General features: G+C 45.3%; 23 protein-coding genes. 4 read left to right on the top strand and 19 right to left on the bottom strand.

All coding sequences use genetic code 11. The features are described from left to right. Positions 1-4: 4 nt before the first annotated feature. From DW720_RS12260 to DW720_RS15755, 6 genes are all read right to left on the bottom strand, one after another. On the bottom strand, positions 5-1057 hold the full coding sequence (locus tag DW720_RS12260) for an L-threonylcarbamoyladenylate synthase (protein ID WP_182436550.1): 1053 nt from the start codon (positions 1055-1057) through the stop codon (positions 5-7). A 150-nt stretch (positions 1058-1207) separates the two neighbouring features. Continuing rightward, positions 1208-1945 carry an N-acetylmuramoyl-L-alanine amidase gene (locus DW720_RS12255; protein ID WP_347560722.1) on the bottom strand — a complete coding sequence of 246 codons (738 nt, stop codon included), beginning with the start codon at positions 1943-1945 and terminating at the stop codon, positions 1208-1210. Positions 1946-2044: 99 nt separating this feature from the next. Then, positions 2045-2404, bottom strand: coding sequence for a hypothetical protein (locus tag DW720_RS12250; protein ID WP_118696173.1), 360 nt, complete (start codon positions 2402-2404; stop codon positions 2045-2047). 29 nt (positions 2405-2433) lie between these two features. Continuing rightward, entirely contained in the window at positions 2434-3060 is a 627-nt protein-coding gene (locus DW720_RS12245) for a hypothetical protein (RefSeq protein WP_118696172.1), read from the bottom strand. Between the two features lie 17 nt (positions 3061-3077). Further along, the gene (locus DW720_RS12240) at positions 3078-3857 is read right to left on the bottom strand and encodes a hypothetical protein (protein WP_118696171.1); all 780 of its coding nucleotides are present in this window, start codon (positions 3855-3857) and stop codon (positions 3078-3080) included. A 12-nt stretch (positions 3858-3869) separates the two neighbouring features. Further along, positions 3870-4031 (bottom strand): hypothetical protein, encoded by a 162-nt coding sequence (locus DW720_RS15755; protein ID WP_182427997.1) that lies wholly within the window; start codon positions 4029-4031, stop codon positions 3870-3872. Between the two features lie 182 nt (positions 4032-4213). Between DW720_RS15755 and DW720_RS12235 the strand changes: the two genes are divergently transcribed. After that, positions 4214-4570, top strand: coding sequence for a helix-turn-helix transcriptional regulator (locus tag DW720_RS12235; RefSeq protein ID WP_118696170.1), 357 nt, complete (start codon positions 4214-4216; stop codon positions 4568-4570). A gap of 43 nt (positions 4571-4613) precedes the next feature. Here DW720_RS12235 and DW720_RS12230 read toward each other — a convergent pair whose 3' ends face one another. The 7 genes from DW720_RS12230 to DW720_RS12200 form a co-directional block, all read right to left on the bottom strand. Then, entirely contained in the window at positions 4614-5486 is an 873-nt protein-coding gene (locus DW720_RS12230) for a YitT family protein (RefSeq protein WP_107001826.1), read from the bottom strand. Between the two features lie 110 nt (positions 5487-5596). Continuing rightward, complete coding sequence (locus DW720_RS12225) at positions 5597-7051, bottom strand: sigma 54-interacting transcriptional regulator (protein WP_118293786.1); 1455 nt, start codon at positions 7049-7051, stop codon at positions 5597-5599. A 149-nt stretch (positions 7052-7200) separates the two neighbouring features. Beyond that, a complete protein-coding gene (locus tag DW720_RS12220) occupies positions 7201-8568 on the bottom strand; it encodes a sodium/glutamate symporter (protein ID WP_022358860.1) in 1368 nt (455 codons plus the stop codon). A gap of 153 nt (positions 8569-8721) precedes the next feature. Then, a complete protein-coding gene (locus tag DW720_RS12215; protein WP_118472522.1) occupies positions 8722-9891 on the bottom strand; it encodes an alanine dehydrogenase in 1170 nt (389 codons plus the stop codon). A gap of 412 nt (positions 9892-10303) precedes the next feature. Continuing rightward, positions 10304-10522, bottom strand: a complete 219-nt coding sequence (locus tag DW720_RS12210) for a hypothetical protein (protein WP_118472521.1) — start codon at positions 10520-10522, stop codon at positions 10304-10306. 427 nt (positions 10523-10949) lie between these two features. After that, the gene (locus tag DW720_RS12205) at positions 10950-12359 is read right to left on the bottom strand and encodes a sodium:solute symporter family protein (RefSeq protein ID WP_182427998.1); all 1410 of its coding nucleotides are present in this window, start codon (positions 12357-12359) and stop codon (positions 10950-10952) included. Positions 12360-12398: 39 nt separating this feature from the next. Then, positions 12399-13586 carry an amidohydrolase family protein gene (locus DW720_RS12200; protein WP_107001821.1) on the bottom strand — a complete coding sequence of 396 codons (1188 nt, stop codon included), beginning with the start codon at positions 13584-13586 and terminating at the stop codon, positions 12399-12401. 204 nt (positions 13587-13790) lie between these two features. Here DW720_RS12200 and DW720_RS12195 point away from each other — a divergent pair, with 204 nt between their 5' ends. Beyond that, entirely contained in the window at positions 13791-15344 is a 1554-nt protein-coding gene (locus DW720_RS12195; RefSeq protein WP_118743203.1) for a helix-turn-helix domain-containing protein, read from the top strand. 420 nt (positions 15345-15764) lie between these two features. On the opposite strand, the gene DW720_RS12190 is transcribed toward DW720_RS12195, so the two are convergent. Both DW720_RS12190 and tnpA read right to left on the bottom strand, forming a co-directional pair. Beyond that, on the bottom strand, positions 15765-16970 hold the full coding sequence (locus DW720_RS12190; RefSeq protein WP_279221248.1) for a transposase: 1206 nt from the start codon (positions 16968-16970) through the stop codon (positions 15765-15767). Between the two features lie 105 nt (positions 16971-17075). Further along, positions 17076-17486 carry an IS200/IS605 family transposase gene (gene tnpA, locus DW720_RS12185; protein ID WP_107001819.1) on the bottom strand — a complete coding sequence of 137 codons (411 nt, stop codon included), beginning with the start codon at positions 17484-17486 and terminating at the stop codon, positions 17076-17078. Between the two features lie 357 nt (positions 17487-17843). On the opposite strand from tnpA, the gene DW720_RS12180 reads away from it, so the two are divergent. After that, entirely contained in the window at positions 17844-18989 is a 1146-nt protein-coding gene (locus tag DW720_RS12180) for a Fic family protein (RefSeq protein WP_107001818.1), read from the top strand. Positions 18990-19218: 229 nt separating this feature from the next. On the opposite strand, the gene DW720_RS12175 is transcribed toward DW720_RS12180, so the two are convergent. Further along, a complete protein-coding gene (locus DW720_RS12175) occupies positions 19219-21180 on the bottom strand; it encodes an aconitate hydratase (protein WP_118743205.1) in 1962 nt (653 codons plus the stop codon). A 408-nt stretch (positions 21181-21588) separates the two neighbouring features. Here DW720_RS12175 and DW720_RS12170 point away from each other — a divergent pair, with 408 nt between their 5' ends. Next, on the top strand, positions 21589-22473 hold the full coding sequence (locus DW720_RS12170) for a gamma-glutamyl-gamma-aminobutyrate hydrolase family protein (protein ID WP_181357266.1): 885 nt from the start codon (positions 21589-21591) through the stop codon (positions 22471-22473). A 321-nt stretch (positions 22474-22794) separates the two neighbouring features. On the opposite strand, the gene DW720_RS12165 is transcribed toward DW720_RS12170, so the two are convergent. The 3 genes from DW720_RS12165 to DW720_RS12155 form a co-directional block, all read right to left on the bottom strand. Beyond that, the gene (locus DW720_RS12165; RefSeq protein ID WP_107001815.1) at positions 22795-24480 is read right to left on the bottom strand and encodes a glycosyl hydrolase family 18 protein; all 1686 of its coding nucleotides are present in this window, start codon (positions 24478-24480) and stop codon (positions 22795-22797) included. 261 nt (positions 24481-24741) lie between these two features. Continuing rightward, on the bottom strand, positions 24742-24996 hold the full coding sequence (locus DW720_RS12160) for a hypothetical protein (protein WP_022358865.1): 255 nt from the start codon (positions 24994-24996) through the stop codon (positions 24742-24744). 91 nt (positions 24997-25087) lie between these two features. After that, the gene (locus DW720_RS12155; RefSeq protein WP_146143932.1) at positions 25088-25705 is read right to left on the bottom strand and encodes a hypothetical protein; all 618 of its coding nucleotides are present in this window, start codon (positions 25703-25705) and stop codon (positions 25088-25090) included. Positions 25706-25737 lie beyond the last annotated feature (32 nt).

Genomic DNA, 25737 nt, shown 5'->3' with positions numbered 1-25737 from the left:
CGTCTCACACCTTCAAAATATGATAGCCAGCCGCCTTATTGAGCCGGTTCATAATCGCCCGTCCTAAATTGTCTTCCGAAAATCCTTCCGAAAAGATATATTCCGCGCCGCGATCGTCGAAATCGCGCAGAACTGCATACAGGTTGTGTGCAACAGTCTCCTGATGCGCCCGCGCACCGATGCTTTCCAGCATCCCCGCCGGGTAACGGTCTTTCGTCTCGTCCGTGCAGATAATTCCAACCTTGCGCCCTTCTGCCAGCTTTTCGCCTGCCAGGCGGTTGATCGTCTCCACAACTGCCTCCGTCTCGCCCTCGACCAGTGTCAGATCGGCTTTCGGTGCATAATGGCGGTATTTCATTCCCGGTGCTTTCGGGCGCACATCCGCGCTGACCGGTCCTAAAATCGCCGGATCAATGCCGACTTCCCCGACCGTTTCACGCAGCATCTCCACGGTGATCGCACCCGGTCTTAAAACCATCGGCATTTCCTCCGTGACATCCACAATCGTCGATTCCAGACCGATTCCAACCGGACCGCCGTCGATGATCGCATCGATCTTTCCGTCCATATCCTGAAGCACATGATCGGCGCGCGTCGGGCTTGGGCGTCCCGATGTATTTGCACTCGGAGCCGCGATCGGCACGCCGGACAGACGGATTAACTCTGCCGCGATCGGATCGGACGGCATCCGGATCGCCACCGTATCAAGCCCGCCGGTCGTTCCATACGGCACGATCGCGCTCTTAGGAAATACCATCGTCATCGGTCCCGGCCAGTATGCCCTTGCAAGCTTTTTGCCATTTTCCGGCATATTCGATACCAGCGGCGCGATCTCCTCCAGACAGGACACATGCGCGATCAGCGGGTTGTCAGAAGGGCGTCCCTTCGCCGCATAAATCTTCTTCGCTGCCGCCTCATCCAGCGCATTCGCCCCCAATCCGTACACCGTTTCCGTCGGAAATGCCACCAGACCGCCCGCGCGGATGATCGCTGCCGCCTTCTCAAGCACCTCCCGGTCATGCGCCGTAAAGTCCTTTGGATTTTCTATCTTCCACATCTGGGTGTGAAGTTCTTTTTTCGTTTCGTTTTGCATATTGACTCTTCTTTCTACTATCTCACAATGAATAAATCTATCTTCCGTACTAAGCTCGAAAACACCTCGCTAAGTACTCCTAGTATACACAAGATTCCTCGCCAGTTCAAGGTTTCAGCGCCCATTCAGATACTCCATAATCCCCATATGCAGCGTATACGCCACGCGGTCCTGGTATTCTTCTGTTTTCAGCAGTGCCGCCTCTTTCCAGTTAGACAAAAATCCGCACTCGACGATGACAATCGGACATTTGACGTGGAGCAGGAGGTAATAGCTGTCATTCGGTTTGGCTTTTCTGCGGTTCTGGTCTCCCAGCGCATAGTCGAAGCGCTTTTGCAGTATTTCCGCCAGCCGTTTCCCCTTCTCTGACTTCCGGTAATAAAATACCTGCGCACCGGATACGTCCTCCTGATGGTAGCTGTTCTGGTGGATGCTGACGACTAGATCCGCGCCAGATTCCTCGACGCGGGCGCAGCGGTTTTTCATGTCGGACATTTTCCGGCTTCCGGCTGACGTATCGTAAAGTCCCCGGTCATCCTCCCGGCTCATCACAACCTCCACATCCGACTGCTCCAGATACCATCTAAGGCGCTTCGCGATTGCCAGATTGATGTCCTTTTCCAGGCTTCCGTCCACACTCACCTTTCCCGGATCAAAATCCCCGTGCCCGGCGTCCAGAAAAACAATCGGCTTTTCCTTTCCAAGCACAGCGTCCGCCCCCGCTGATGCCAGCCCCGCATACCGTGCCGCCAGAAAGACGCCGCAAAATAAAAGAAGGCAGACTGCCAATTCCACTGACAGCCGCCTTCGCATTTGTTTTAAAAACGGGTGTGTTTCAAACCATTCGTTCAAGTGCACCGCTCCTGATGCATTCTTATGTTATCTATATTCGCCTTGTTGCCTGTATATCCCGGCAGGTTCTTATAAATTTTTTGCTCTCATTTATTACACCTACTTTTCCGGATCTGCTCCAAGGAAAAGCCATGCTGCCAAAGGCCAAATTGGCATCATTACAACAATGACCCATAATCTTGAACGCCCTAATGTCCATGTTCTCCTTACCGTAGCCGCAACAAGTGGTTCTACCCATATAATAGGAAATGCAAAAAGTAAAATTGCAAGAGGAATATTAAAAATACCAATTTGTACTATTGGTTGAAGCACCACCGACATCACCTTCATAGCAAACATGAATGCAACGAAACCAATCACTTCAATAAGGCAATACCTGCGATAACTCTCACCATACTCTTCCCCAACAAAATCGGATGCTCTGGAAAAGTATTCTTTTATATAACCAATTATATCCATTTCTGATTTTCCCTTTTCTACCTAATCTGTTATCTAAAACTACTTATAAAGTGAGCGGCATCCACTGCCACATGAACTTTCTGCCACTTTGAAATTTCTCTGAGCTGTCTGCTCTGCTCTATCTGTACATCCAGCTGATCTTTTTGCAACTTCTCCATCGTCCAGCGATGAAGCTGTTCATCCAGCTTGTCATAGAGTTCTTTCATCGAATCAACCCGCCCGGTTTCTATCATATGAATCAGATAGTCCACCGACATAGGCGTGTTATATTCGTCTTTGTTCAGAAGCAGGCGTTCACATTTTTCTGCCACCGGTCCATACGCCTCCCGATACCGTTCCAGGATTGCATTTAATTCCTCCTGTTTCTGGTCGCATAATTTCTTCTTTGAATTAGAGATTGGACCATAGAAGAAAAAGAGCCCAATCGCAACTGCGATACCAATTGGTCGTCCAATCGCTCCAAAAAAGCATCCCGCAATAATACTTATAAGAATATATTTTAACTTATTTTTCGGTGCCCATTTCTCTTTCGATTTTTCATATCTCTGATATAACTGCTTTTGCCGGAAATATTCCTGTCCAATTCCATAGTAAGAGTCCATCTGCCGCCGAATATCTCTCAGATCCTGCAAATTTCCAGCCATTTCCTGATTCATATTTCTATACTCCTCATTTAGTCTGCATGGTTGATAATATCGTCATAAAGGGCACAAACCGTATTTCCGTCAAATACTGGTACAAGACGTGCCATTTTTTCATTTACAAAGGTATCAAGCGTCGCTTTATATACTTCAAATCCATTTGCAGGAATAATCTCAACATTTTTCGGGATCAGAACTTCCGTATCTTTTATTTTCCGCGTCAGCGTCTCCTCTTCCCCTTTATAAGGTGTGTATACAGCATCTTCCTTTGTGAAATAATATGTATCATTTCCATATTTCACTTCGATTCCCATATCTCCAGAGGTACTTATATCTACACATGAAATCTTTCCATAATCTCCTCTGGCTTCAATCCATATTTTACTTCCTACATCTCCCACCTGATTTAATTCATCATTCGTATAATAGGAACTGTCAGACAGCGTCACATTCGCTTTATAATACGAGCCACAGTCCTCCGCGCTGTTGACCTTCATATAGCAGGTTCCGCAAACCCGTTCTCCGTATAATGGGTTCAGCGTGTCGCCCTCTGAAATCATCTTGCCATCTGCACCTATATAATATCCGTCTACGGATGTATTTGTCTCCATGACACCCCAGCGCCCGCAGTAATACCAATCTCCATTATCTTTCACCCACTCGTAATCTGCCGTACTTCCATCATCATTCGTATAGATCCATCTTTTGGTCTCTCCCAAGGTCTCCTGTGTCCAGGTTCCCGCATACGCAGAAATACACTGCATCAGTGATAATGCTCCCGCTACCGCCCAAATATATTTTTTCCGTCTCATAAATTGCCCTCCTTATGCATTCTTTTTCAGAGTTTTTTCCCGCTGCACCTGCTGGCTGTATAACAGCGCATCCATGGAACTTAAGATTCTCAGCCGGTTGGCCGGGGTTAACTGCTTTACCAGCATTTCTATCTCATCTGCAGTCTTTACTCTGCCTTCATTGCTTTGATACAACCGTGCTCCCCCTTGCTTATCTGGTTACATTTTCTTTTGTGTTTTTGCTTGTTTAATTACATATTAGCATTGAAAATAGCTTATGTCAATGCTTTATAACTTGATTAATGTTTGTATGATTACTTTTTGCATTGACACAAACATTCTTATTTGATACTATAATCTTGCGGAGGTATAACATCGTGAAATTCACAGACAAACTAAAACTGATTCGTAAAACAAACAAAATGACACAAGCTGAATTTGCCGAATCGATTGGTATTTCAAGAGGAAATCTCGCTAATATTGAACGCGGAATTGTAAAGCCGACCCAGATCTTCATCAACTGTGTTTCCCTGATGTACCATGTCGATAAAAACTGGCTTCTGGATGATACCGACGATGATCTAAGCCGCTTAAACGGAAATGCAAATGTTCTTTCCCTCATTACGGATAAATACAATCAATTAGATGATGACTATAAGAAATTTGTGGAAAATCAAATCAACGAACTCTTAAAAATGCAAACTACATCTTCTACATCCGAAAAAAAGGTATGAGCCATTTTCCTGCTCATACCTTTTCTTTCATTTGTATATTTATTTACTGCTGTGCCTCCGCTACATCCTTAAACCCAAGTCCAAAAATGCCCGAGGTTTCCTTCACAATCACAAACGCATTCTCATCCGTCTCCGCAATAATGCGTTTTAAACGATTGAACTCCGTTTTGCGGACGGTACATAAAACCACCGTTGTGTCCTCGCCGCTGTAGCCGCCCTTGCCCGGAAGCAGCGTTACCGTACGGTCAATTTCCTTAATGACACGTTCTGCGATTTTCTGCGGGTATTTCGTCACGATCGACGCCTCGCTTCCGGCATCATTTCCGTAGATGATCATGTCGATGACCTTCGTCTGCGCGTACAGGGAAATCAGTCCGAACAGTGCCGCATCGACATTTCCAAAGACGAAGATCGAGGTGGAGAGGATGATTCCATCGATCATCATCAGGGCGCGCCCGATCGAGACATGCGGATATTTCTTCTGGAGCAGGTAGCCGACCACATCGCTGCCGCCCGTCGTCGAACCGGACAGAAAGATGAACGCCATGCCGACGCCGACCAGAATGCCGCCGTAGAGACTTCCCATAAGCTGGTCGCCCATATAAACCGGAAAGACCGGGGCGATCACGTAGTCAAGCACCACCGAACAGATTCCGCACGCAAACGCCGTCCGCAGCGCAAAGGCACGGCTCAAATGAAACCACGCCAATATTAAAAGCGGCACATTGACCATCAGTGTCAGCCGTCCGACCGGCAGGTTCGTCACATGGTTTAACATCAGTGCCACGCCGACCGCACCGCCCGGCGCAATATTCGCCGTCTCAATAAAGCTGTGCGTGCCGATACTGTAGATAAATGCGCCCAGAATCAGATATAAAAAATCTTTTACAGAATATTTTCCAATGTATTTCTCCATTTCTGCATTTCCTCCTGTTATTCTGTCTGAGCGTTCCATCCTTTCCGGGCTGATTCTGCTGGTTCTGCTTCCCGCATCGTCCTCAATTTTCCGTATCTATCCTCCATCGCTCAGATTTCTTTTTCCTGTTTTTCCTTCGCCTTTTCGCCCCGCAGCTGGCTCGCCTTTCTCTGCAGCGTCTGCCTCGGCACATCCAGAATCCGCGCTGCCTCAGATATATTTCCGTGCGCCGCCTCCAACGCCTGCCAAATCAGTTTTTCCTCATAGGCAGCCACCGCCTCACGAAGCGACGAGCAGAGTTTTGGAACTTCTTCCAGGCTTTCCGGCGTCTTTTTCCTGTCCGCCTGCTTTTCCAGCAGAAGCTTTCCCTTGATGTCTTTATACTGGAGCAGGGCGCTCGTCTCGTCCACCATGCTCATGCCGTAAACGATCACGTGTTCCAGCTCCCGGACATTGCCCGGCCAGTCATATTCTTCCAGTTTTTTTAGCAGATCCTTTGACACATACTGAACCTGCTTGTGGAACGTGCCATTGTGTTTGTTTACATAAAACTTGACAAAATGTCCAATATCCGCCTTCCGTTCCCGCAGCGGCGGAATCCGGATCGACATCATGCTCAGACGATAATAAATATCGCGCCGAAGCTGTCCTTTCTCGATCGCCTCAAGTGGTTCCACATTGGTCGCCGCAATGATCTTCACATTCGTGCGTTTCGTCTCACTGCCGCCCAGGCTGCGGAAACTGCCGTCCTGCAGAACCCGCAGAAGCTTTGACTGCAAAAACAGAGGCATCGAATTGATCTCGTCGAGAAACAGTGTTCCGCCGTCCGCCAGCTCAAAGAGTCCCTTATTTTCCATTGCCCCGGTAAACGCGCCCTTGGACGTTCCAAATAAGATACTTTCGAGCAAGGTATCCGGCAACGCCGCACAGTTCTGCGCGATAAACGGTTTATCCCTCCGTTCACTGGCATTGTGGATCGACTGTGCAAACACCTCTTTTCCGGTTCCCGTTTCCCCATAGATCATAACCGGCAGATCGCACGCCGCCACCACCGGTATATAGTCTCTGGCATTTTTCATTTTTTCATCCACTGCGATGATATCTTCCATCGTAAAAGATGCGCCGCTGTGTTTTTTCAGCTTTCCAGCGCCGCCGACCGGGATCTGTTCCGAAGTCAGTTCCACACTCTCCGGCTCTTCCTCGCCGTCTGTCATCTCCTCCATCGACAGATCGATCGCACCCACCACGGCGCGCCCGCTCTTGATCGGAATCGAAAGAGAGCTGATATGGATGCCCTCCTGCCCCTTGGTCTGAAGCAGTTGATTTTCCACGTAAACCGGCAGTCCGACCTCCATCGCCCGGATCATGCTGCTGTTCTTAGCGTTCAGGTTTTCAAATACATCGAAAAAATTTTGTCCCACCAGCGCCTGGTAAGCTTCTCTCTCTTTCCGGTTTGAAAATTTACTATTTAACTTTGCTGAAAACAGAATCTCGCCATCCAGGTTGATGATCGTGATTCCGTCAATATATCCTTTTCCATGAAATAACTGTCTTAAAAACTCCATGCATTTCTCCCCTGTCTGAAACACCGCTGACCGGAATCACGCGCCAAGTCTCACGGACGTTCGACTTGAATCTGCGTTCATCCGGCCTGACAACGGTGTTATGTTTACACCTGTTCCAAGTGTATCAGAGGAAACAGGCAAAGACAAGTTTATCCGATCTCCTCCACACCTGGGCGATCCAACGGAAGTTTCAGCCACCACCATTTAAATACGATATTTGCGATGATGCATGCTGCCATGATTACCAAATAGATGCCGATAAACTTCCAATGGCTGCCATTTAAGAGCATCATCGGTCCCATCGACCACGCAAACATCTCTGCCGGAGTTGTAAACGGCGCTGCAAATGCAGTATCGTTCAGCGTCTTGGAGCGGTTTTCCGGATCAACGATTCGAAGAAGGATGAAGCCGATCGCAAAAACGCCCGTTGAATAGCCAAATACGAAGATCGCGCGCTCAAACCAGCTGCCGCGGTTCATCGCCGGACCAAAGAACATCAGAGTTGCCACTACGATTACAATACCGCAGAGCAGAAGAAGTGCCAGCGGAGCTGCATATTTAACGATAACTGCCAGTTTGATGGAAGCGATTCCGAAAAACACCAGATAATCCGTCGCAGTACCGGAGATACGTCCCACTACATTTTCATCAATATAATCACCGACGCCGACTTTTCGGAAAACGAGGAACATCACGATCGCGGTCAAAAATGCCATCAGGTAATTCGGCAGATCCAGACCGATCGCTGCATAGATTCCCTTACTGAGTCCCACACCGATACCGGATGCGATCAGCATCACTGCCAGATGCCATGCCAGCGGATCCAGGACGTTGGATGAAATAGTTTCCTCGCCCATCGACTTGCGCTCATTTTTGGGCACCAGACCACAGCGCAGATCATCGGAGATCTGATTGAAGCCTTTCATATATTTGGTCCAGCCCTTTTTCGTTCCCAGCTTGATGAAGAACAGACCGCCAAAGATACCCGATAAAATACCAACAGTTGCACAGGTCATCGCGATATCCATTGCATCCAGATCACCCAGTCTCTCAAACGCGGTACCAACAGCCGCTGCCGTTCCGTGTCCGCCGGAGAAACCAGCTGCCAGCAGCAGACCGAAGCCATAGTTAATGTTCGGGAATAATTTCGAAATTACTAAAATACTAAACAACGGTGCCAGTGAGAACTGAATCGCCTGTGCCAGCACTTTATAGGAAAAATAAGAACCAATCCGGTCAATTTCCGCTTTAAAATCTTTCTTATTGAAAGAAAATCCATTAATTCCGACACCTGCGAAAATCAGGATAATCAGAACACTTGCATAAGAACCAATATTTTCAGAAAACGGCAGGATTCCCAGTCCCTGCGCCCCGAGTGCCAGCGCGATAAATCCGGCAATCATGCTTGGCGGAATGAAAAATTTCTGTACCAACGGCACTTTTGCACGTAAAAGCTGACCAACCGCGATAAAAAACGATGCGATCGCAAAGTCCACTAAAATGTCTGTAACACTCACAGATACCCCTCCTATTCTTCTGTATCAAATGCGCCTCCAGCTATTTCCCATCCGGAAGCGCTTCTATTCTCCCCTCAAATGGCAGAGCGCTTTTCATCCGTATCCCCATACGTTTCACGAAAAGCGTTCTGCCGGTATCCTTTATCTGAAAAATCACTTCTCTAATTTGATAAAGTTATCCGAATGGCTCTTGGTTGCCGACGGAGCCAGATCCAGTTTCTGATCTGCGATCTCTAAGATGTCTTCCGGACGAACCCACGGTCTGCCCTGGATAGCACTTGTCTCCTCATGGGTTAAGTATCCCTTGTAGGCAGTTAAGCTGCGGCGCAGGAAACCATCCTTTGCACACGCCTGCGCCACACCATTGTTGATGATGCTTCTGAAGTGCGGCAGTACGGATGCTGCGTATGCGATCGAGGTAGACTGGGAAATTGCACCCGGAATGTTGCTTACGCAATAATGTACGACACCTTCTTCGATGTAGCGCGGATTTTCATGGGTGGTCTCATGGAATGTCTCGATTGCACCATAATCGTTGCTAATATCTACGATAACGGAACCTTTCTCCATCGAGCGGACCATCTCGCGGTCGATCATGTATTCTTTGGCATCCTTCGGCCATCTAACACAATTATATACGACATCTATCTCTGGTAAAATCTTTTTCAGATTATAACGGTTGGAAATCTGGGTGTTGACTTCCTCATTGAACTGTTTTCCGATATCGCGCAGGGTTCCGATATTAATATCCATAACCGTTACCCACGCGCCCAGCGCATGAAGAACAGAGATTGCTGCGCGTCCTACCACGCCGCCTCCAATGACCAGCGCCTTAACGCCCGGAGCACCGCCGAGACCGTTGACGAATTTGCCCTTGCCGCCGTTGATGGAAAGCAGGGATTCCAGGCCAAAGAGTGCACCCGCCTTACCAGCTGCCTCACAGTTCGGTGAACCGTAACGGTGGGAATCTTCTGCGGTAAATGCAATACACTTGCTGTCGAGAAGTGCCTGTACCTCTTCCGGATGTGCTGCTGGATGGATGCAGGTAAATACGATCTGGTTTTCACGGAGCAGTTTGTACTCGCACGGTTCAAACTCTTTTACCTTTGCGACGAAATCGCAGGTTGCATAAATTTCTTCCTTTGTATCAACCAGCTTCGCGCCCTCTTTCACATATGCCTCATCCGAGAATCCAGAACCTTCGCCCGCGCCCTTCTGAACGTAAACCTCATTGCCGTCACCTACCAGCATGCTTACCTCTGCCGGGGTTGCGATGACACGGTACTCGCCTACTTTGATGTCTTTCAATACGCCAACTTTCATAATGTGTTCCCTCCATGTAATATATTTTTCTTTTTGCTTGATACTTTTGCTTGATACTCATATATACAGCAAGTTCCGTGCCAACTTTTACGTTTTTCGATTTTATTTAATATTTTTATTTTTTATTTTCCAAAAAAATCGAGATTCTCCTTGTAAATACAAGGTTTTTGTCGACTTAAAATTTTTATTTATTTTTTTGATGATCTTCCAGAAATGACCCGTTCTTGTCTCATTTCTTTTCAGAGTGCAAAAAATGACTCATTTATGAGCTTTTATGCGCTCATAAATGAGTCATTCAAATTTTAAGTTTGAGTCACATGCCGATTTTTGAGTCTTTCATTTCCAGGGTGCTCATTTTCATTTCTACGCTTTCGCTGATAAACTTTTTATTTTTTCGCACCCAGTTTAATTCCTACTGCCCGACTTCCGCCGCTGCCAGCTTTCGCGACTCCGTCAGCGTCTTTCCCTCGCGCAGATGAACCGCCACGCGCTCCAGTTCCGCCGGATCTGCATAATTCGAATGGTTCACTGCATTGTACAAACTCCGCAGACTTTCCCTCGTACTGAATATCATCCGAAATAACGTGTCCTTGTGATCCCGCCTTGCTCTTGCGTAAGTTCCTTTTTTCATAAATTCTCCTTTCTGTCAGGAGAATTTCTTCTGCTTTGTAACACTCCCGTCACCTCACAGTCAGAGCAAAATCCATCGAAAATCTCCTGCTTTTCAATTGTTACTTAATTGGATATGCATAAGATTTTCTCAGATTCATAATTAGATTGGAATGTAAGATATACTTGAAATGTTTACAAAGAAAAATATATGCTTGATATGATAAATGTAACATATCCGAACCCATGATGCAAGGTATATGGTCCTAAATTGTCCATCCGTTCAAAAGATGGATTTGCCGGATTCGGTCATTGCATCCGCAAAAAAGGAAGCAGGTGAGCAAACCATTTAAGATCCCCTCACCTGCTTTTCTTATACCTTGATGTTGTCTTTGAAGTATTTCTCCCAAGAAATCTTGAACGCTTAATGGGGTCTGACCCCATTAACTTCATTCACTTTTTGGCTGTGTAGCTAAGGATACCGCAACTAATGTAATCAAAGCAATCGGGAATGCAACAAAAATTGTCTGTAATCCAAATGGAGAACCGGTTGCCTCCCAGATAATACTTAATCCACATCCAATAATCATAGATGAAATGCCTCCCGCTTTTGTAGCTTTTTTCCATACAAGTGCTCCAACAACTGCCGGTGTAATTCCTGCTCCATAAATAGTATAGGACCAATACTGAATTGCAAGAATCGATGGGAAGAAAGTCAGAATAATATAAGCGACAACACCTGCAATCAAAATGAACGCACGGCTGACTTTAAGCTCTTCTTTCTCTGTTGCATTCGGATTGATTTTACTATATAAATCGATGCAGAAGTTAGCTGCTGCAGATAACAGATATGAATCACCTGTTGTAATGGTAAATGCTGCTGCTGCGGAAAGTACGATGCCGCCCACAATCGTAGGAAGAAGTGTTGCCGCACCGATCAATGCCTGTCCTGCTGCAATACTGGTTCCAAAATACTGACGTGAAATGAATGCATAGCATGCAACAACCGGCATAATAACAAAACAAGCAAGCATAGTGCCCATCAGACCAACACGAGCTGTTTTTACATCCTTCGCTGCAACAATTCTCTGATAATAGTTCTGATCGGAACAAGTCAGAAGAATCAGCGGAAGATATCCGCCAACCCATTTAAGAAGCGTCTGACCGCCGAAGAACGTAAGGCTTTCCGGATCGTTGGCCTGTGCAGAAGAAATAACCCAATCCCAGCCACCTACTGTACTAATTAAAACAGGCAAGCCAATTGCAAGGCCACCTACCATCAAAAATGCGGACATTGCATCTGTCGTAGCAACTGTCTTCAATCCACCAGAAAGGGCTAGTACAATAACAAGTGCACAACAGATTATTGTACAATAAGTAGTTGGAATACCAGTTGTAGCGTTTAAAATAAATCCAAGACCTCGATACTGATAAGAAACGATAGAAACCATCGCAAGTGCTATGATAACCGCTGATATTGTTCTAGCTTTAGAACCATATTTCGTTTCAAGAAGCTGTGATACCGTGTAGCAGTTGCTTTCCCGGATTTTAGGGGTCAGATAACATAAAACACTCATACTGATAACCGGACAAATCGTAAAAAACAAACCACTCCACAATCCATAATTAAAAGCTAGGCTATTTCCACCACCGGTTACTGTACCACCACCTGTATATGTAGCCAAAATCGTACCAACTGCTACAATCTTTCCAAGGCCTCTTCCTGCTAAGAAAAAATCTTCTTTTCCTTCTTTTTTTACAGCTGCTTTCTTTGCGAAATAAGCTCCCGTTCCAACCAGAGCAAGTAAATAAACAATAACAACCAGAAGCATTTTAGGCTGAGCAATTAATTCATGCATAATGTATCCTCCTTTAATGTCAATATCATTTTCCATATTCTATACTAAAAGACCTTCTTTATATACCGCCGATAAATGTTCTGTAAACGCATGTAAATCTACCAATGGATTGGCATCCAGAACTACAATGTCTGCAATTTTTCCTTCTTCTAAAACACCTCTGTCTTTCACCCCTAGTTCCTCCGCTGCAGCCAAAGTTGCACAGCGAATCACCTGAGCAGCTGACATTCCATTTTCCTGCATTGCAACTAATTCTTTAAATATGGATGGGTGCGGGCCGAAATTCGGAGAACCTGCATCACTTCCCGCAACAATCTTCGTACCGATTTTCATGGCTGCTGAAAAAGCCTTTTTTTGATTTTCCTCAACAGCTGATGCCTTCTCTACGATAACATCTGCGATCATTCCTTTTCCTCGAGCCAGTTCTTTATATACCTGCAGAGTCGGAACCCACACCTGCCCATTTTCTTTCATCTTATGAAGAAGTTCTTCATCTAATGCACCTCCGTGCTCAATTGTATCAATTCCGGCATCAATACATTTTGAAATAGCATCTCGTGAAAGCGCATGTGCTGCGACCTTCATATTTAGACGGTGTGCTTCATATGTAATCGCCTTCAACTCATCCGGTGAATACATACATGGACCTACATCTTCCAATCCAGCTGCGCCTCCACTCGCCATGATCTTAATCCAATGAAGTGGTGGAATGCTCATCTCGATATTATAACCTTTCAAACGTTTAATTTTATCAATCAACTGCTCCTTTGTATTCGCAATATAGCCAATCATCGGACAATGTCCATAGGAACCTTGAATTGCACTTCCCGCCGGAACAATATGACTTCCTTTAATCAGTCCAATATTCACAGCTCTTGCCAGAGGAATCGAGCAATCATCATTACAGCCCAAATCGCGTACAGTCGTTACCCCGTTCTTTAAGGATTTTTCCGCCGAAGAAACACCTTTGGCAAAATTTAAATAGTTTCCATCCCGTACAGTCTCATACATGGGGTCCTTGGCTGTTCCTTCCCATACAAGATGCACATGAGCGTCCATAATACCTGGAATCAGATATTTTCCACTGCAGTCCACCTTCTTTGCTTCAGTCGGCGCCTTTTCCTGAACTGATGCAATTTGCTTACCAGTAATTTTTAAATCTGCCTTGATAAATTTTCCTGTTCTTACATCCAGAATTTTACCATTAACCAAATAGAATTCTTCCATACTTCCAACTCCTTCCTGATTTTTCAATCAATGTTGAATATAAATATCCGTAGCCAAAATCAAAATAATGTAATAAAATGAGGATTAAGAATAATTATTTTGATGAACAGATTATAAAAAAAATATAAACTGATTACTTCGTATATCTGATACAATATCAAAAAAACATCTTGTGCAGAATGCACAAGTAGAAAGGAGTCCCTTATGCTATCATTCCTATCATTCATGCAAAAGCTTTCTGCTTATCACGCTTTAAAAAAAGAAAGCATCCGCTACCCGGATTCCCCAATTTTTCACGTTCAAAACAACCTCCCTGTAAGAGAAACATTTACAGAAGCTACCGCATATATTATTCATTCTGATGATTGCCTTCAAATCCCCAAAGACAACCAAAATATACTTTGGATCATTTTGCCGAACGGCACAGATGACACAGAAATCCCTGATTGGATCGAAAACTATGTTATGCTGGCTGAACCTACCATTCAAACTGAGCTTACATTCCAGCTGCAGCATATACTAAAAGTAGAGCGACGAATCGAAGAAGCTCATTACAAACTCAGCCAATGCCTGATAAACCGTAAAGATGTGAATACCATCCTATCTACAGGTGCAGAACTTCTCGAAAACCCCTTATTTTTATCGGATACATCCACCCGTGTTCTTCACTGGTCTGATCTGAACGAACTAAAGAAAGTTGATGACGAACTAATTCAATGCATCATCAAACACAATTTTGTAACCTCCGATCTATTCGAAAAATATGACTATAAAACACTTCTCCCCAATATCGAACAAACCGAACATGCCTTTATTGAACATTCTAATTACCAGAAGAAAAAAGAACGTCTGATTGTAAAAATTGTTATTGAACACCGATATTTTGGCTGGATCGTAGTGATTCCACAGAAACGTCCCTTTGAAGACGGCGATTGTCAAATACTAGATATTTTGGCAAACGTCCTATCGTTAGAATTAGAGCGAAATAAAATAGGCTTTGCACTCAGTTATCGTGAAAATCTTCTATTTGAACTTATTTCCGGACGCATCCGCAATCAGGAAGAATTTAATTTACGGGCAAAAGGATTTGGCTGGATTCCGGGAGAACACTTCTATACCATGGCTATTGGCTTCCGGGATGCGTACCAATCGGACAATCAAGAACGTTCCATCACTGCTTACAAAAATCATCTTGGTATGATTTATCCAACCTATAAAGCAGTCTGTATCGGCAATATCTTATATCTGCTTCTTGAAACCAAAGATCTGGAATCAGTTGCCAATAACTTGGATAACTTCTTTCAAACTTATCATCTGGCCGCTGGTTGCAGTCACCATTTTTCAAATATCATTGAATTTAGTGCATCTGTAGAACAATCCTTAGAGATTCTACGAATTGGAATGAAACAGAATCCAAGGCAGAATATCTATCGATTTCAGGAATACAATATGCCTTACCTGGTTTCCACTTTGAAAAAATATAGTCAGCCGAACTATTTCTGCCTTCCAGAAATACTCAGATTACAGGCCTATGATCAAGAATTCGGAACCGATTATTTAGATACATTACAAACCTACCTCTTCTTCCGCAATGTAATAACTGCAGCAAATCATCTTCACATTCACAGGAACACTATGAATTACAGAATCCAAAAAATCATTGAAATTACGGGGTTAAAGCTTACCGAAGGCGAGGATTTGTATAAAATATGGCTTAGCTGCCTCATTCTTGGTGTTAATGGGTTCTGCCCCCATTAACTTTGAATCACTTTTTCTTTACCATGCAGCGTTTCTTAAAGAATGAAATACCATGCAAAGAATCTGACCAACGCCCCCACTGTGTATCACACACAGCGAGGGCTTTTTTTGCACTCCAGGAGTTCATTTTATTTCCGTCATAAACTATACACTTCCACCATAAGCCGTATCCCAACTTTCAGACCTTCCTGCTCCTGCTTCAGCTTCTTCCGGTCTCCACCGGGCTTTCTGACTTTATATGCTCTTTTCTCTCCCATAATTATTCGTGCAGCTCCAGCGGCAATCCGTCCGGGTCAAGGCAAAATCAAAATATAAAATTGTGAACTACTCGGTAACTAAGTTACCAGAGCATCTGAAATCTGGCGGGATACCGCCTTTTTTCAGGGTGCGTCCATGACACCACTACTGCTTACCTTTCGGCTATACAGCTACTTTTATTATTTCTGGATTCTTTAGTCCGGTTACGGACAGTTCTTTCTGTTTTCCGGATACGGAAAGATATTTACGCAGGATATTAAATGCTCCTACTGCATCCGCATTATATCTTACTCCATCCGTTATATACATGCCCCGCTCTTTTCTGTTTGATGCTTCTGCATATCTTTTTGATATTTCTGGTGAAAACGGGCTGCACTGGCTGGTATAGCTTTCTTCCCGTTTTGTCAGTGATATTCCATACAGTTTTAGTTTATATTCCAACATGATATAAAGTTTATTATACGGCAGTCCGTGAAACTTCTGGTTTGTCTTGTGCCCTATATCTTTTCCTTTACGGATATTTCGGATATCTCCTATGATTACACAGCTTATCCTTTCTTTTTTACAGTATTCTGCAAGCCATCTGGTCACCTTATGAAGGTAATCCTTTACTGCGTTCTGTTTTTTCCGATAAAGCCTCTTGATATGTTTCGATGATCGAGGATATTTTATGCCGTTTTCCACCTGCTGTGCATACCATATTGATTGAACCCTGCTGATTTCTTTGTGAAAGTATCTTTCCAGCGAAAGATATTTTCTTCCTAGAATAAAACTCCTTCCATTTCCGGAATCATAACAGGTCATCAGATTATGAATTCCAAGATCCATTGATAAATAATGGCCATTCAGGGAAAGCGGTTCTGGTTCTTTGACCTCATAGATAACGATAAGGTCACATTTTCCATCTTCCGGTGGATAGATCCGCAGCTGCTTTATGTGAGCCATGTTCCTGAAAATCTTATTTTCAAGATATAGAAATTTTTCATGAATCCCGTAAGTTTCTTCCATGTAGCTTTTCAGATCCTTTGACAGAGACAGCCGTAATTGGCCGGAACCCTTCTCATGCCGAATTCCCATCTGCATGTAAGTGATCGGTATATTGTCCTGTTTAAATTGCGGAGGATTTGGCGCTTTGATCCCGCCGGTCTTTTTAAGAGCATAAAATGATTTCCAGGCTTTATCCAGCTGCTTGCAGGTCTCCTGCGCTGTCTGGGATGGAAGCTGTCTATACCACAGATCTCCTTTATGCGCTTTCTTCTGATAATACCAGTCAGGATACTTCTCCAGCCCCAATTCTTTATATCGACGACGTTCATAGTTGCAGACATTCCAGAGCTTGGAAGCAGCGTAACACATATGCCCTATCATATTAGAATATTCCGGCCGGATATTAACCGATGTTCTGTGCGACAACAGCATTCCCCTTCCCCCTTCAAACAGCCACGCATATGAATATTTACAATTCACATTGAATTAATACGACTCGCTCTGATGTTCAATATAACGACGAATATTTTCCTCAGATACGGATCCGATCGTTTCCACATAATAGGAATGGTTCCACAGTTCTCCCTTCCACAACTGGTTTCTTATTTCCGGAAAACGTTCGAATAATTTCCTGCCTGTGATCCCCTTCAGATACTTGATAATGGCTGTTATTGACAGCTTTGGTGGAGCTGATACAAAACAGTGAACATGATCACCTTCACCACATTCAAATAAATGAACGGTAAAACCTTTATCGTCAGCTATCTGCTGCACGAGTTCCTGTAAGTATTTCTCAACTTCTGGGGTTAATATCTTCCGTCTGTATTTCACCGACCATACCATATGGTAGTTAATATTACACACGCAAGTTCTATAATGTATCAGATTTCCTTTCATACATATAGTATATCATATTGAAGTGTAATACGCAATTATTATTCGAACATATTTTCGATTTTATTGTATGCCGGTTACGGCATTACTATCAAAGGATGAGAATTATTATACTATTTGCATTGTGCAGATATGCACACTCCTGCGCTTTCATCTCAGTAATTGAATTGCCGAGGATTCCCGCTTATTGTCCTAAACTTGAAATTTCCAAGGTAATTTTGCTTGAGTAATTTCACAAAAAGCCGTTTTTCTGAAATTTCTTCCGTTCTTTATTTTCACAATAAGTTGATTTCTTGAAATTTCTATGCTAAAATAGCCTCAAAAATTTCAATTTCCATTTTTCGGAGGAAAAAAACAATTATGACAAACCGAGCAGGAACACTCGTGAGTAATCTGTCAGGCGAAATGGCGTATGAATCCTTTCGGCCAGCTCCGCTTCCACCAAATCCTCCTATTGAGGTATCTGGTGAGCTTCTCACGAAACTTATTGATGCAAACAAGAAAATAGCAACACTTGAAGGGCTTTCCTCCCGTATACCAAACATGGGACTTTTTGTTTCCATGTATGTCCGTAAAGAAGCCCTTCTTTCCTCACAGATTGAAGGTACACAGTGCACCCTTGAGGATATCTTGAATCCTCTGATTGAAGACAACACCAATCGAGATGTTTCCGATGTTGTTAACTATATCCGTGCGACTGAGTTTGCGCTTGAGCGGCTGAAAACACTACCTCTGTGCAATCGTCTAATTAAAGAAACTCATGCAGTTCTTCTGGAAAGCGCGCGAGGACAGGAAAAGAATCCTGGCGAATTCCGGTATTCACAAAACTGGATTGGCGGTCAGGGAAGTACTCTCAAAAACGCTCGATATATTCCGCCAAATCCTGAAGATATGCTAACAGCCATGTCCGACCTTGAAAAATATATCAATAGTGATGATACTCTTGACCCTTTGATTCAAGCCGCATTAATCCACTATCAATTTGAAACCACTCACCCTTTCCTTGATGGTAATGGACGTGTTGGACGACTTCTCATTACGCTCTTCCTAATGGAAAAAGGCATTCTGTCTACTCCCGCACTCTATATTTCTTATTACCTCAAGATGAACCGTATTGAGTACTATGACCGTATGACTCAGGTGCGACGTACTGGTGATTATGAGCAATGGATTTCTTTTTTCCTTCAGGCTTTTGCAGATTCCGCAGAAGATGCGATTCATACAATTGATTATCTTACTGCATTACACGATAAAAGCACAAAATTATTTGATGCTCTCACAAAGAGACAGCGTACCAGCGTTCTTAAAGTGTTTGCCTATTTGGAATCAAATCCTATTATTGATATTCAGAAAACCTCTACAGCTCTTGACATGTCCTATAATACTGTGTCAAAGGTAGTCTCCATTTTGGTCAATGATGGAATCTTGAAGCAAACAGACAAATCTGGAAAGGCGAAGATATATTCTTATACCGAATACCTCGATATTCTCCGTAAGGACACTTAACGCCTTGACTATCACCGCAAAAAGCGCTCCAAACAATGTCTTTTTCTCAATTTCTTTCACAATCTTCACTCTTATTCTACCACAAGATTACTACAAATGTCTTTCTTCCGTCAAGTCGCACGAAAAAGCGCCTGCACATCCGCACAGGCGCCTTTTCCCAAAATAAATAAGTTGGTGAATAAGTAGTTATTGTATATAAAAATATAATGGAGGCATAATTAATAAATGACTACGCTTCTTTCTCTGCTTCCAGCTGTTTTTTCAGTGTCCTCAGCTGTCCGCCATTTAAGACAACTTCGATTTCTTTATCCGTCAATTCTAATTTAGCCCAGAAGGAGAATCCTTTTGTCTTATCGGTAATCTGTACACGGCGTGCTGCAATCTGCTCCCGCAGGTTATCGATATGAAGCTCATCTGTCTGCTCCAGGAGGTCATAATCAGCTCCATCCTCAAACAACATTGGAATTACGCCATGATTTACCAGGTTTCCCTTATGGATACGGGCAATACTCTTGGCAATGACCGCTTTTACACCCAGATACATGGGATTAATAGCCGCATGCTCACGGGAGGAACCCTGTCCATAGTTTTCACCGCCGATGATAACGCTCTGTCCCATTTCTTTTGCGCGAGCTGCAAATTCCGGATCATATCGATGATAGCAATACTGGGACATCAGCGGAATATTGGAACGCATACTGCTGAACTCAGCACTTGCCGGTGTAATATCATCGGTGGATACATTATCACGGGCTTTTAAGCTGATAGGAGCATCCAGTGTCTCCTGCGGCGGCTCCGGAACCGGAAGAAACTTGATGTTCGGTCCGCGGACAATCTCCACCTTCGCAGCTTCCTCCGGAGACAGCGGCGGAAGAATCATCGAATCATCAATATCGTACTGATCCGGCTCGTGAATTGAATCCAGGATCTTCACATTTTCGCCCATAATATCTTCTGCCGTTGCGAAGGTCCCCATAATCGCTGTCGCTGCAGCACTCTCCGGGCTTACCAGATAGATCTTGGCAGTCGGATTCCCGGCACGTCCCTTGAAATTACGGTTGGAGGTGCGGACTGCCACACCGTCGGTCGCCGGAGTCTGACCGATTGCGCAGCACGGACCACAGGCAATCTCCAGAAGACGGACACCTGCATCCAGAAGCATCTCCACATATCCATCGCGCATCAGCTGACGGTACACCTGCTTGGAAGAAACCGCACAGGTACAGCTTACATCCTCATTCACATGATGTCCCTTAAATACAAGTGCTGCTTTTGCAATATCGGCATAGCTTGCATTGGTACAGCTTCCGATAAATACCTGCTGTACTCTCTTCTTTTCCGCCTGATGCAGCGGCATAACATTGTCCGGCTGGTGCGGACATGCGATCAACGGCTCTAACTCGCTTAAATTGATATCGATCGTCTCGTCGTACTCGGCGTCCTCATCCGGAAGAAGCTCTGTGTATGCTTCCGGACGTCCCTGTGCAGCCAGAAATCTCTTTACCTGTGCATCTGCCGGGAAAATGGAAGTGGTCGCGCCCATTTCCGCACCCATGTTTGCGATAGTCGCACGTGCCGGAATCTCCATCTCGGCAACTGCCGGTCCCACGTACTCATATACATTTCCCAGACCGCCCTTGATGGTCACGCGGCGAAGCATTTCCAGGATAACTTCCTTCGAGTTGCAGCCCGGTCTTAATTTACCGGTCAGGTTGACACGGACGACTCTCGGCATCGTCAGACGCATCGGAACACCCGTCATCGCCGTTGCTACATCCATGCCGCCGACACCGATACACAGCATACCGATCGCGCCGCCATGCGGTGTGTGACTGTCTCCGCCCATCGATACCTTGCCTGGCACACCAAAACGGGATACATGAACGGTATGGCAGATGCCGTTGCCCGGTCTGGACACATACACGCCGAATTTCTTTGCTGCGGACTGCAAATAAATGTGGTCGTCCGGCGTCTTATTATCTACATATAATAAATTGTGATCGAGATAGCTGACGCTGCACTCCGTGCGGACACGGTCCAGCCCAATCGCCTCGAATGCCAGATAAGTCATAACGGCATTGATATCGTGTGTCAATGTCTGATCCACCTTGATAAAAATTTCTTCGCCCGGCGTCATATCGCCCGATACGAAGTGTGACTCAATAATCTTTCTGGTAAGTGATTTCCCCATGTTTTGATTTCCTCCATTTGTTTGCCATGTTCTCTCGGAGTCTTTCCTGCACTCCGCCATCTCTATCAGCCCCGCAGCCTTGACCCGGCTGCCCGTCTGTTTTTTCCGTCCTTATTGTAACGCCTGCCTGCGGGGAAATCCAATTAAGAAAGGGAATGAAGGTATAACTTTCTGTTATCAGGGCTTTTCCCCTTACTCCTCCCTACTCAATTCTTCGCTTCCATTTACCCTTCTTATTTTCGCTCATTTTTCGTATGTCTACAAAATTATATTATATCTTTTAGGTAGTATTAAAAGTTATTTTATTTTATTTTGTAATTTTATGTATCTTTTTGTATTTTTCTGACTGTTTTATGTTAGGATCCAGCCATGTTTGGGAGGACAATTTGTATTAGGGAGGAAATTCGAATGAGAAAAATTAAAATGATGACCAGTGCAGTGCTTCTTTCTTTATCCCTGGCTTTTTCTTTAACAGCTTGTGGAACAAAGTCTGAACCGGCAGCCGATACAACAGCGGCTGAAGCCGAAGTAACCGAGACAGAAGGCGAAGCAGAGACTGCCGAAGAAGCGGCGAATGACGAAGAAGAGAAAGTCAAAGTCGGCGTTTCATGGAATGCAGACGAAATCGACGAAGATGCACAGTTATATATAGATGCCGTTACCAAAGCTGGCGGCGAAGCAATTTATCTTCCTCAGATCAAAACCGAGGATGACGCGAAAAATGCTCTGGCAGAAATCGATGCTCTGGTTATGACCGGCGGCGAAGATATTGATCCGAGCTACTACGGCGAAGAGCCAAACGAAAAATTAGAGACTGTAAACGAAGTCAGAGATACTTCTGATTCTCTTTTAATCAAGGCAGCTCTCGATGAGGATATCCCGATGCTCTGCACCTGCCGTGGCATGCAGTTCTTAAACGTATTAAGCGGCGGTACCTTATATCAGGATCTTCCGACTCAGAATCCGTCCGATATCGAACATCGCGATCCGGACCGTAAGGTATTCGCAAAACATGAGATTACCGTAGACAAAGATAACATCGTTGCTGCCGCATTTGGCGGAGAAGGCACCTACACTGTAAACTCCTGGCATCATCAGGCAGTCGATCAGTTAGGTGACAACCTGAAAGTCGTTGCTACTGCTCCAGATGGAATCATCGAAGCAATCGTCAGAGAAGATAAAGACTACGTGATGGGCTTACAGTTCCATCCGGAAGCTATGATCGCTGAAGGTGATGACAGTTTTCTTGCTTTCTACACCAACCTGATCGATCAGGCAAAAGAGGCAGAATAATCACATTTCTCCCAGACAAAACAATATTTTTGATGTTTTAATAACCTCCAGGCGGATGAATCAATCTTTCCGCCCGGAGGTTTTTTGTCCAAGACGCTCTTTTTTATAAAGAAGAATGTGCCTTGGCACATTCTCGCGCCGAGCGCGGTCGCTTGCGACAAACTACATCTTCGCGCGAGTGCGCATCATTGGCACGTTAGTGCCTTTTTGTGTAATAGGGGATCCCAAGGAATTTCCTATTACATAAAAAAGCAGAAGCCCCACGCTCCCGCATGAGACTTCCACCCTACTTTGAATCATTGAATCTTAATTAAATTGTCTCTACTCCCAGCCAATCACATCCCAGACGTCGCTGGTTTCCAGCCCCAGCCGCCATCCGGCTACGCCTGCCAGGTCGTATTTCTTGATTAAATCCATCTTGAGTCCCAGAGACCTTGTCTCCTCCATCCAGAGCTGCTGTTCGCCGTTCTGGCTGTCCAGCCTGCCGTAATACTGACCAGCCGAATCATCCCAGGTCAGATCCATGCCGCTCTCCGACACCCATTTTGTCGCCTCGGAGATTCCCATCGCACGGGAGGACGCATTGTCGCCGCTTCCCGTCCAGAGCCTTGTGTAGAACGGGACTGCGTTGATTACCTTTTCCTTCGGAACCAGGGAAAGCATATCTTTGATGCCGTTTTCGACATATCCGATCGAAGAAACAGAACCGGCTTCGCCGCCTGCATAGTGCTCATCATAACCCATGATAATCACATAATCTGCGACGTTGCCCTGCTCTTTCTGGTTGTAGAAACGGTTATATACCGCCGGAACATAGTTATCGACCGACAGCACCAGCCCTTTCTTACGGCAGGAAACCGACAGCTCGCGGATAAACTCAATGTAATGGACACCCGCCGCCGTCTTCAAACTCTCAAAATCCAGATTGATACCGTCAAATCCATAACGGTCCGCCTCTGTCATCATATTTTCAATCAGTTTTTCGCGCACAGACGTCCTGGAAAGAAGCACCTCCGCCTGCACGTTCTTGCTGCATTCGCGGCTGAAATTGTCGAGTACCGCCCAGACCTGCAGACCTTTTTCATGCGCCCGATCCACATAGGACTTATCTGCCAGAGATTCATACGCGCCGCTGTTGCTGCTAAGCGTAAACCACGTCGGCGCGATGACATTGACACCTTTCGTCTTTGCAATCAGAGAATCCATCGCCTGGTTTGCCGCCGCGATCGTTACCTGATGCCAGACCATCACAATCTTCTGATCCAGTGAAATATTCTGGTAGACCGGAGCAGTAAAATCACTCTTTAACGTCTCCTCATGCAGATTTTTCATCTTCCACTTGTGCATATATCCGATATGACCGTCCGGTGTCATGACTCTCGCCCAGTTGTCATACTGTTCCAGCACCGTCACTGTCCCGCCGCGCTTTATCTCAGTCACAATCGGGCTTTTCAAGCCGCCTCTTAAGCGGATCTTGGCGCTCCACGCCGCATCTGCCACCGTGACCGGATCCCAGTTATTTTCCACGAAAACCCGCTTCTGTGCCTCACCATCATACGCCTGCAGACGCACATCGGTGTATTTCTGAATCAGAGCCAGTGAAAGATAAACTGCATCGCCATCCCGGTAAAGGATCTTTTTTCCGTCCTCATCCACTGTCGTCTCGTCGCTTTTCACGATCTCCTCCGGCAGGGCGTACACCAGTATTTCCTCATTGGCATCCCAGTAAAAACGTTCATTTAAGTTCGCATCTACCCACGTAGCCGGCAGATACGTCTGCCCGTCCACGTAGACCCCGCTCTCCTCCTGACGTTCATAGTTCAGATACAGCGCCACCCGGTCGCTGCCGCCCGCCGCGTACAGAGCATCCAGATCCGCCCTCTCCCGGCTTGGCATATATTTGACCGCTGCAATCACACCAACGGCTGCCACGATTAAAAACAGCACAAACCCGAAAATCCGTCCCAGACAGCCCGAACGTGCTTTCCTTGATCTTCCTCTTTCCATGTTTTCCTCCGGTGTATGTTAAGGTAATACCATAAGCACTAAGCTCGAAAATACCTCGCTAAGTGCCCTTATTATATCACACCAGCTCCATGGAATGTTGACTTTTTTCTTAACTCCTCTTTCATTTTCCCTGTAATAGGTTACTGTTTACGCATACGTGCCCAGTAACTGTAATAGCACCATCTAAACAGTTCTCACCATTTTCTCCGAAAGAAAAATCCGGCGGACTGTCCAGATACGGACAAAACGGCACCTCTCTTATCACCGGTTGTAAACCCGGTCAAAATGTATCTCTGTCAGCACTCCTGTCTCCGCTCCGACGTAATCAGCCATATAAAACGAGCCGTCCTCCCGGAACTCACACAGCTTCCTGTATTCTTCTGGCCTGCACTCCCTCCCATCAATTAAAATCTGGATTCCTTTGCTTTTATATCGCTGTAATCCCTCGACAAATATTCTCTGCTGTTCCCTACGCCTCCTCTCTGCCTCTTCTTTTTTACTTTTTCTCACTACCATTCCACACCTTCTCCATTCCGCGAAAACAGCCCCTTCTAACTTTTGACCTTTCGGAGATAATCGGTAATTTATAACCCCAGGTCTGCCTCGCTTATCGTAGGAATTTTCCAAAAAAAGTCATGGACTCTCCCGTAACCATCAATGCGTTCTTCTGCAGTGGGATTCGCCGGATCCGGATATCCAGATATTGCTCTGCCATTTTTACAGCTTCCTCTTCTCCAAATGAGACGAAATACTCACACCATTTTTTCCATTTTTGCTTTTCTGCTGCCAATGCCGCAAAATCTGCCAGCTGCCATCCGCTGACCGAACCGACCAGAAAACAGCGGCTGCATCGAAAAAAGGCATCCTGATTCTTCTGTGTCAAGGCTCCGAAGTCGATCACCATCGCCTCCATCCCCCTTTCCGAACAATCGTACCATTCTGCACGTTCAGCCTTTTGATAGAAAAAAATTCCCCTAATTTCAAACGGCTGTCCTGCCCCGTCTATAACCGGTTTTTCCCTTCTTTTTCCCGTCCGGAATATCTTTTCAAGCTGTGCAAATGAGCCGCTCTCATTTTGTTCCAGAACCGCCGTTCGCCGGCACAGAACCCCGGACAGATATGCTGCCGTCATAAGCGAAAAGTGTGTCACCCCAACCGATGGTCCGCTCCCGGCTATCCCGATACATTCCAAGCGTTCTGTCCCGACCTGCTTTGTGTCTGGCACTGGTTTTTGCCTGAATTTTCGCCCCACTTTTG

It is taken from the genome of Clostridium sp. AM27-28, from assembly GCF_003480955.1.
GTDB classification, from domain to species: Bacteria; Bacillota; Clostridia; order Lachnospirales; family Lachnospiraceae; genus Otoolea; species Otoolea fessa.
Note: the sequence above shows the minus strand (reverse complement) of the source record. Positions and strands in the feature narration are given on the sequence as shown.

Coding starts and splice junctions, on each gene's coding strand:
- DW720_RS12175 (WP_118743205.1), bottom strand. CDS start 21,180: ATGGGGAAATCACTTACCAGAAAGATTATTGAGTCACACTTCGTATCG.
- DW720_RS12200 (WP_107001821.1), bottom strand. CDS start 13,586: ATGGAAGAATTCTATTTGGTTAATGGTAAAATTCTGGATGTAAGAACA.
- DW720_RS12225 (WP_118293786.1), bottom strand. CDS start 7,051: ATGGAGTTTTTAAGACAGTTATTTCATGGAAAAGGATATATTGACGGA.
- DW720_RS12230 (WP_107001826.1), bottom strand. CDS start 5,486: ATGGAGAAATACATTGGAAAATATTCTGTAAAAGATTTTTTATATCTG.
- DW720_RS12240 (WP_118696171.1), bottom strand. CDS start 3,857: ATGAGACGGAAAAAATATATTTGGGCGGTAGCGGGAGCATTATCACTG.
- tnpA (WP_107001819.1), bottom strand. CDS start 17,486: ATGAAAGGAAATCTGATACATTATAGAACTTGCGTGTGTAATATTAAC.
- DW720_RS12215 (WP_118472522.1), bottom strand. CDS start 9,891: ATGAAAGTTGGCGTATTGAAAGACATCAAAGTAGGCGAGTACCGTGTC.
- DW720_RS12250 (WP_118696173.1), bottom strand. CDS start 2,404: ATGGATATAATTGGTTATATAAAAGAATACTTTTCCAGAGCATCCGAT.
- DW720_RS12210 (WP_118472521.1), bottom strand. CDS start 10,522: ATGAAAAAAGGAACTTACGCAAGAGCAAGGCGGGATCACAAGGACACG.
- DW720_RS12245 (WP_118696172.1), bottom strand. CDS start 3,060: ATGAATCAGGAAATGGCTGGAAATTTGCAGGATCTGAGAGATATTCGG.
- DW720_RS12170 (WP_181357266.1), top strand. CDS start 21,589: ATGAGAAAAATTAAAATGATGACCAGTGCAGTGCTTCTTTCTTTATCC.
- DW720_RS12190 (WP_279221248.1), bottom strand. CDS start 16,970: ATGATAGGGCATATGTGTTACGCTGCTTCCAAGCTCTGGAATGTCTGC.
- DW720_RS12160 (WP_022358865.1), bottom strand. CDS start 24,996: ATGGTAGTGAGAAAAAGTAAAAAAGAAGAGGCAGAGAGGAGGCGTAGG.
- DW720_RS12205 (WP_182427998.1), bottom strand. CDS start 12,359: ATGCATGAATTAATTGCTCAGCCTAAAATGCTTCTGGTTGTTATTGTT.
- DW720_RS12260 (WP_182436550.1), bottom strand. CDS start 1,057: ATGTGGAAGATAGAAAATCCAAAGGACTTTACGGCGCATGACCGGGAG.
- DW720_RS12165 (WP_107001815.1), bottom strand. CDS start 24,480: ATGGAAAGAGGAAGATCAAGGAAAGCACGTTCGGGCTGTCTGGGACGG.
- DW720_RS12195 (WP_118743203.1), top strand. CDS start 13,791: ATGCTATCATTCCTATCATTCATGCAAAAGCTTTCTGCTTATCACGCT.
- DW720_RS12180 (WP_107001818.1), top strand. CDS start 17,844: ATGACAAACCGAGCAGGAACACTCGTGAGTAATCTGTCAGGCGAAATG.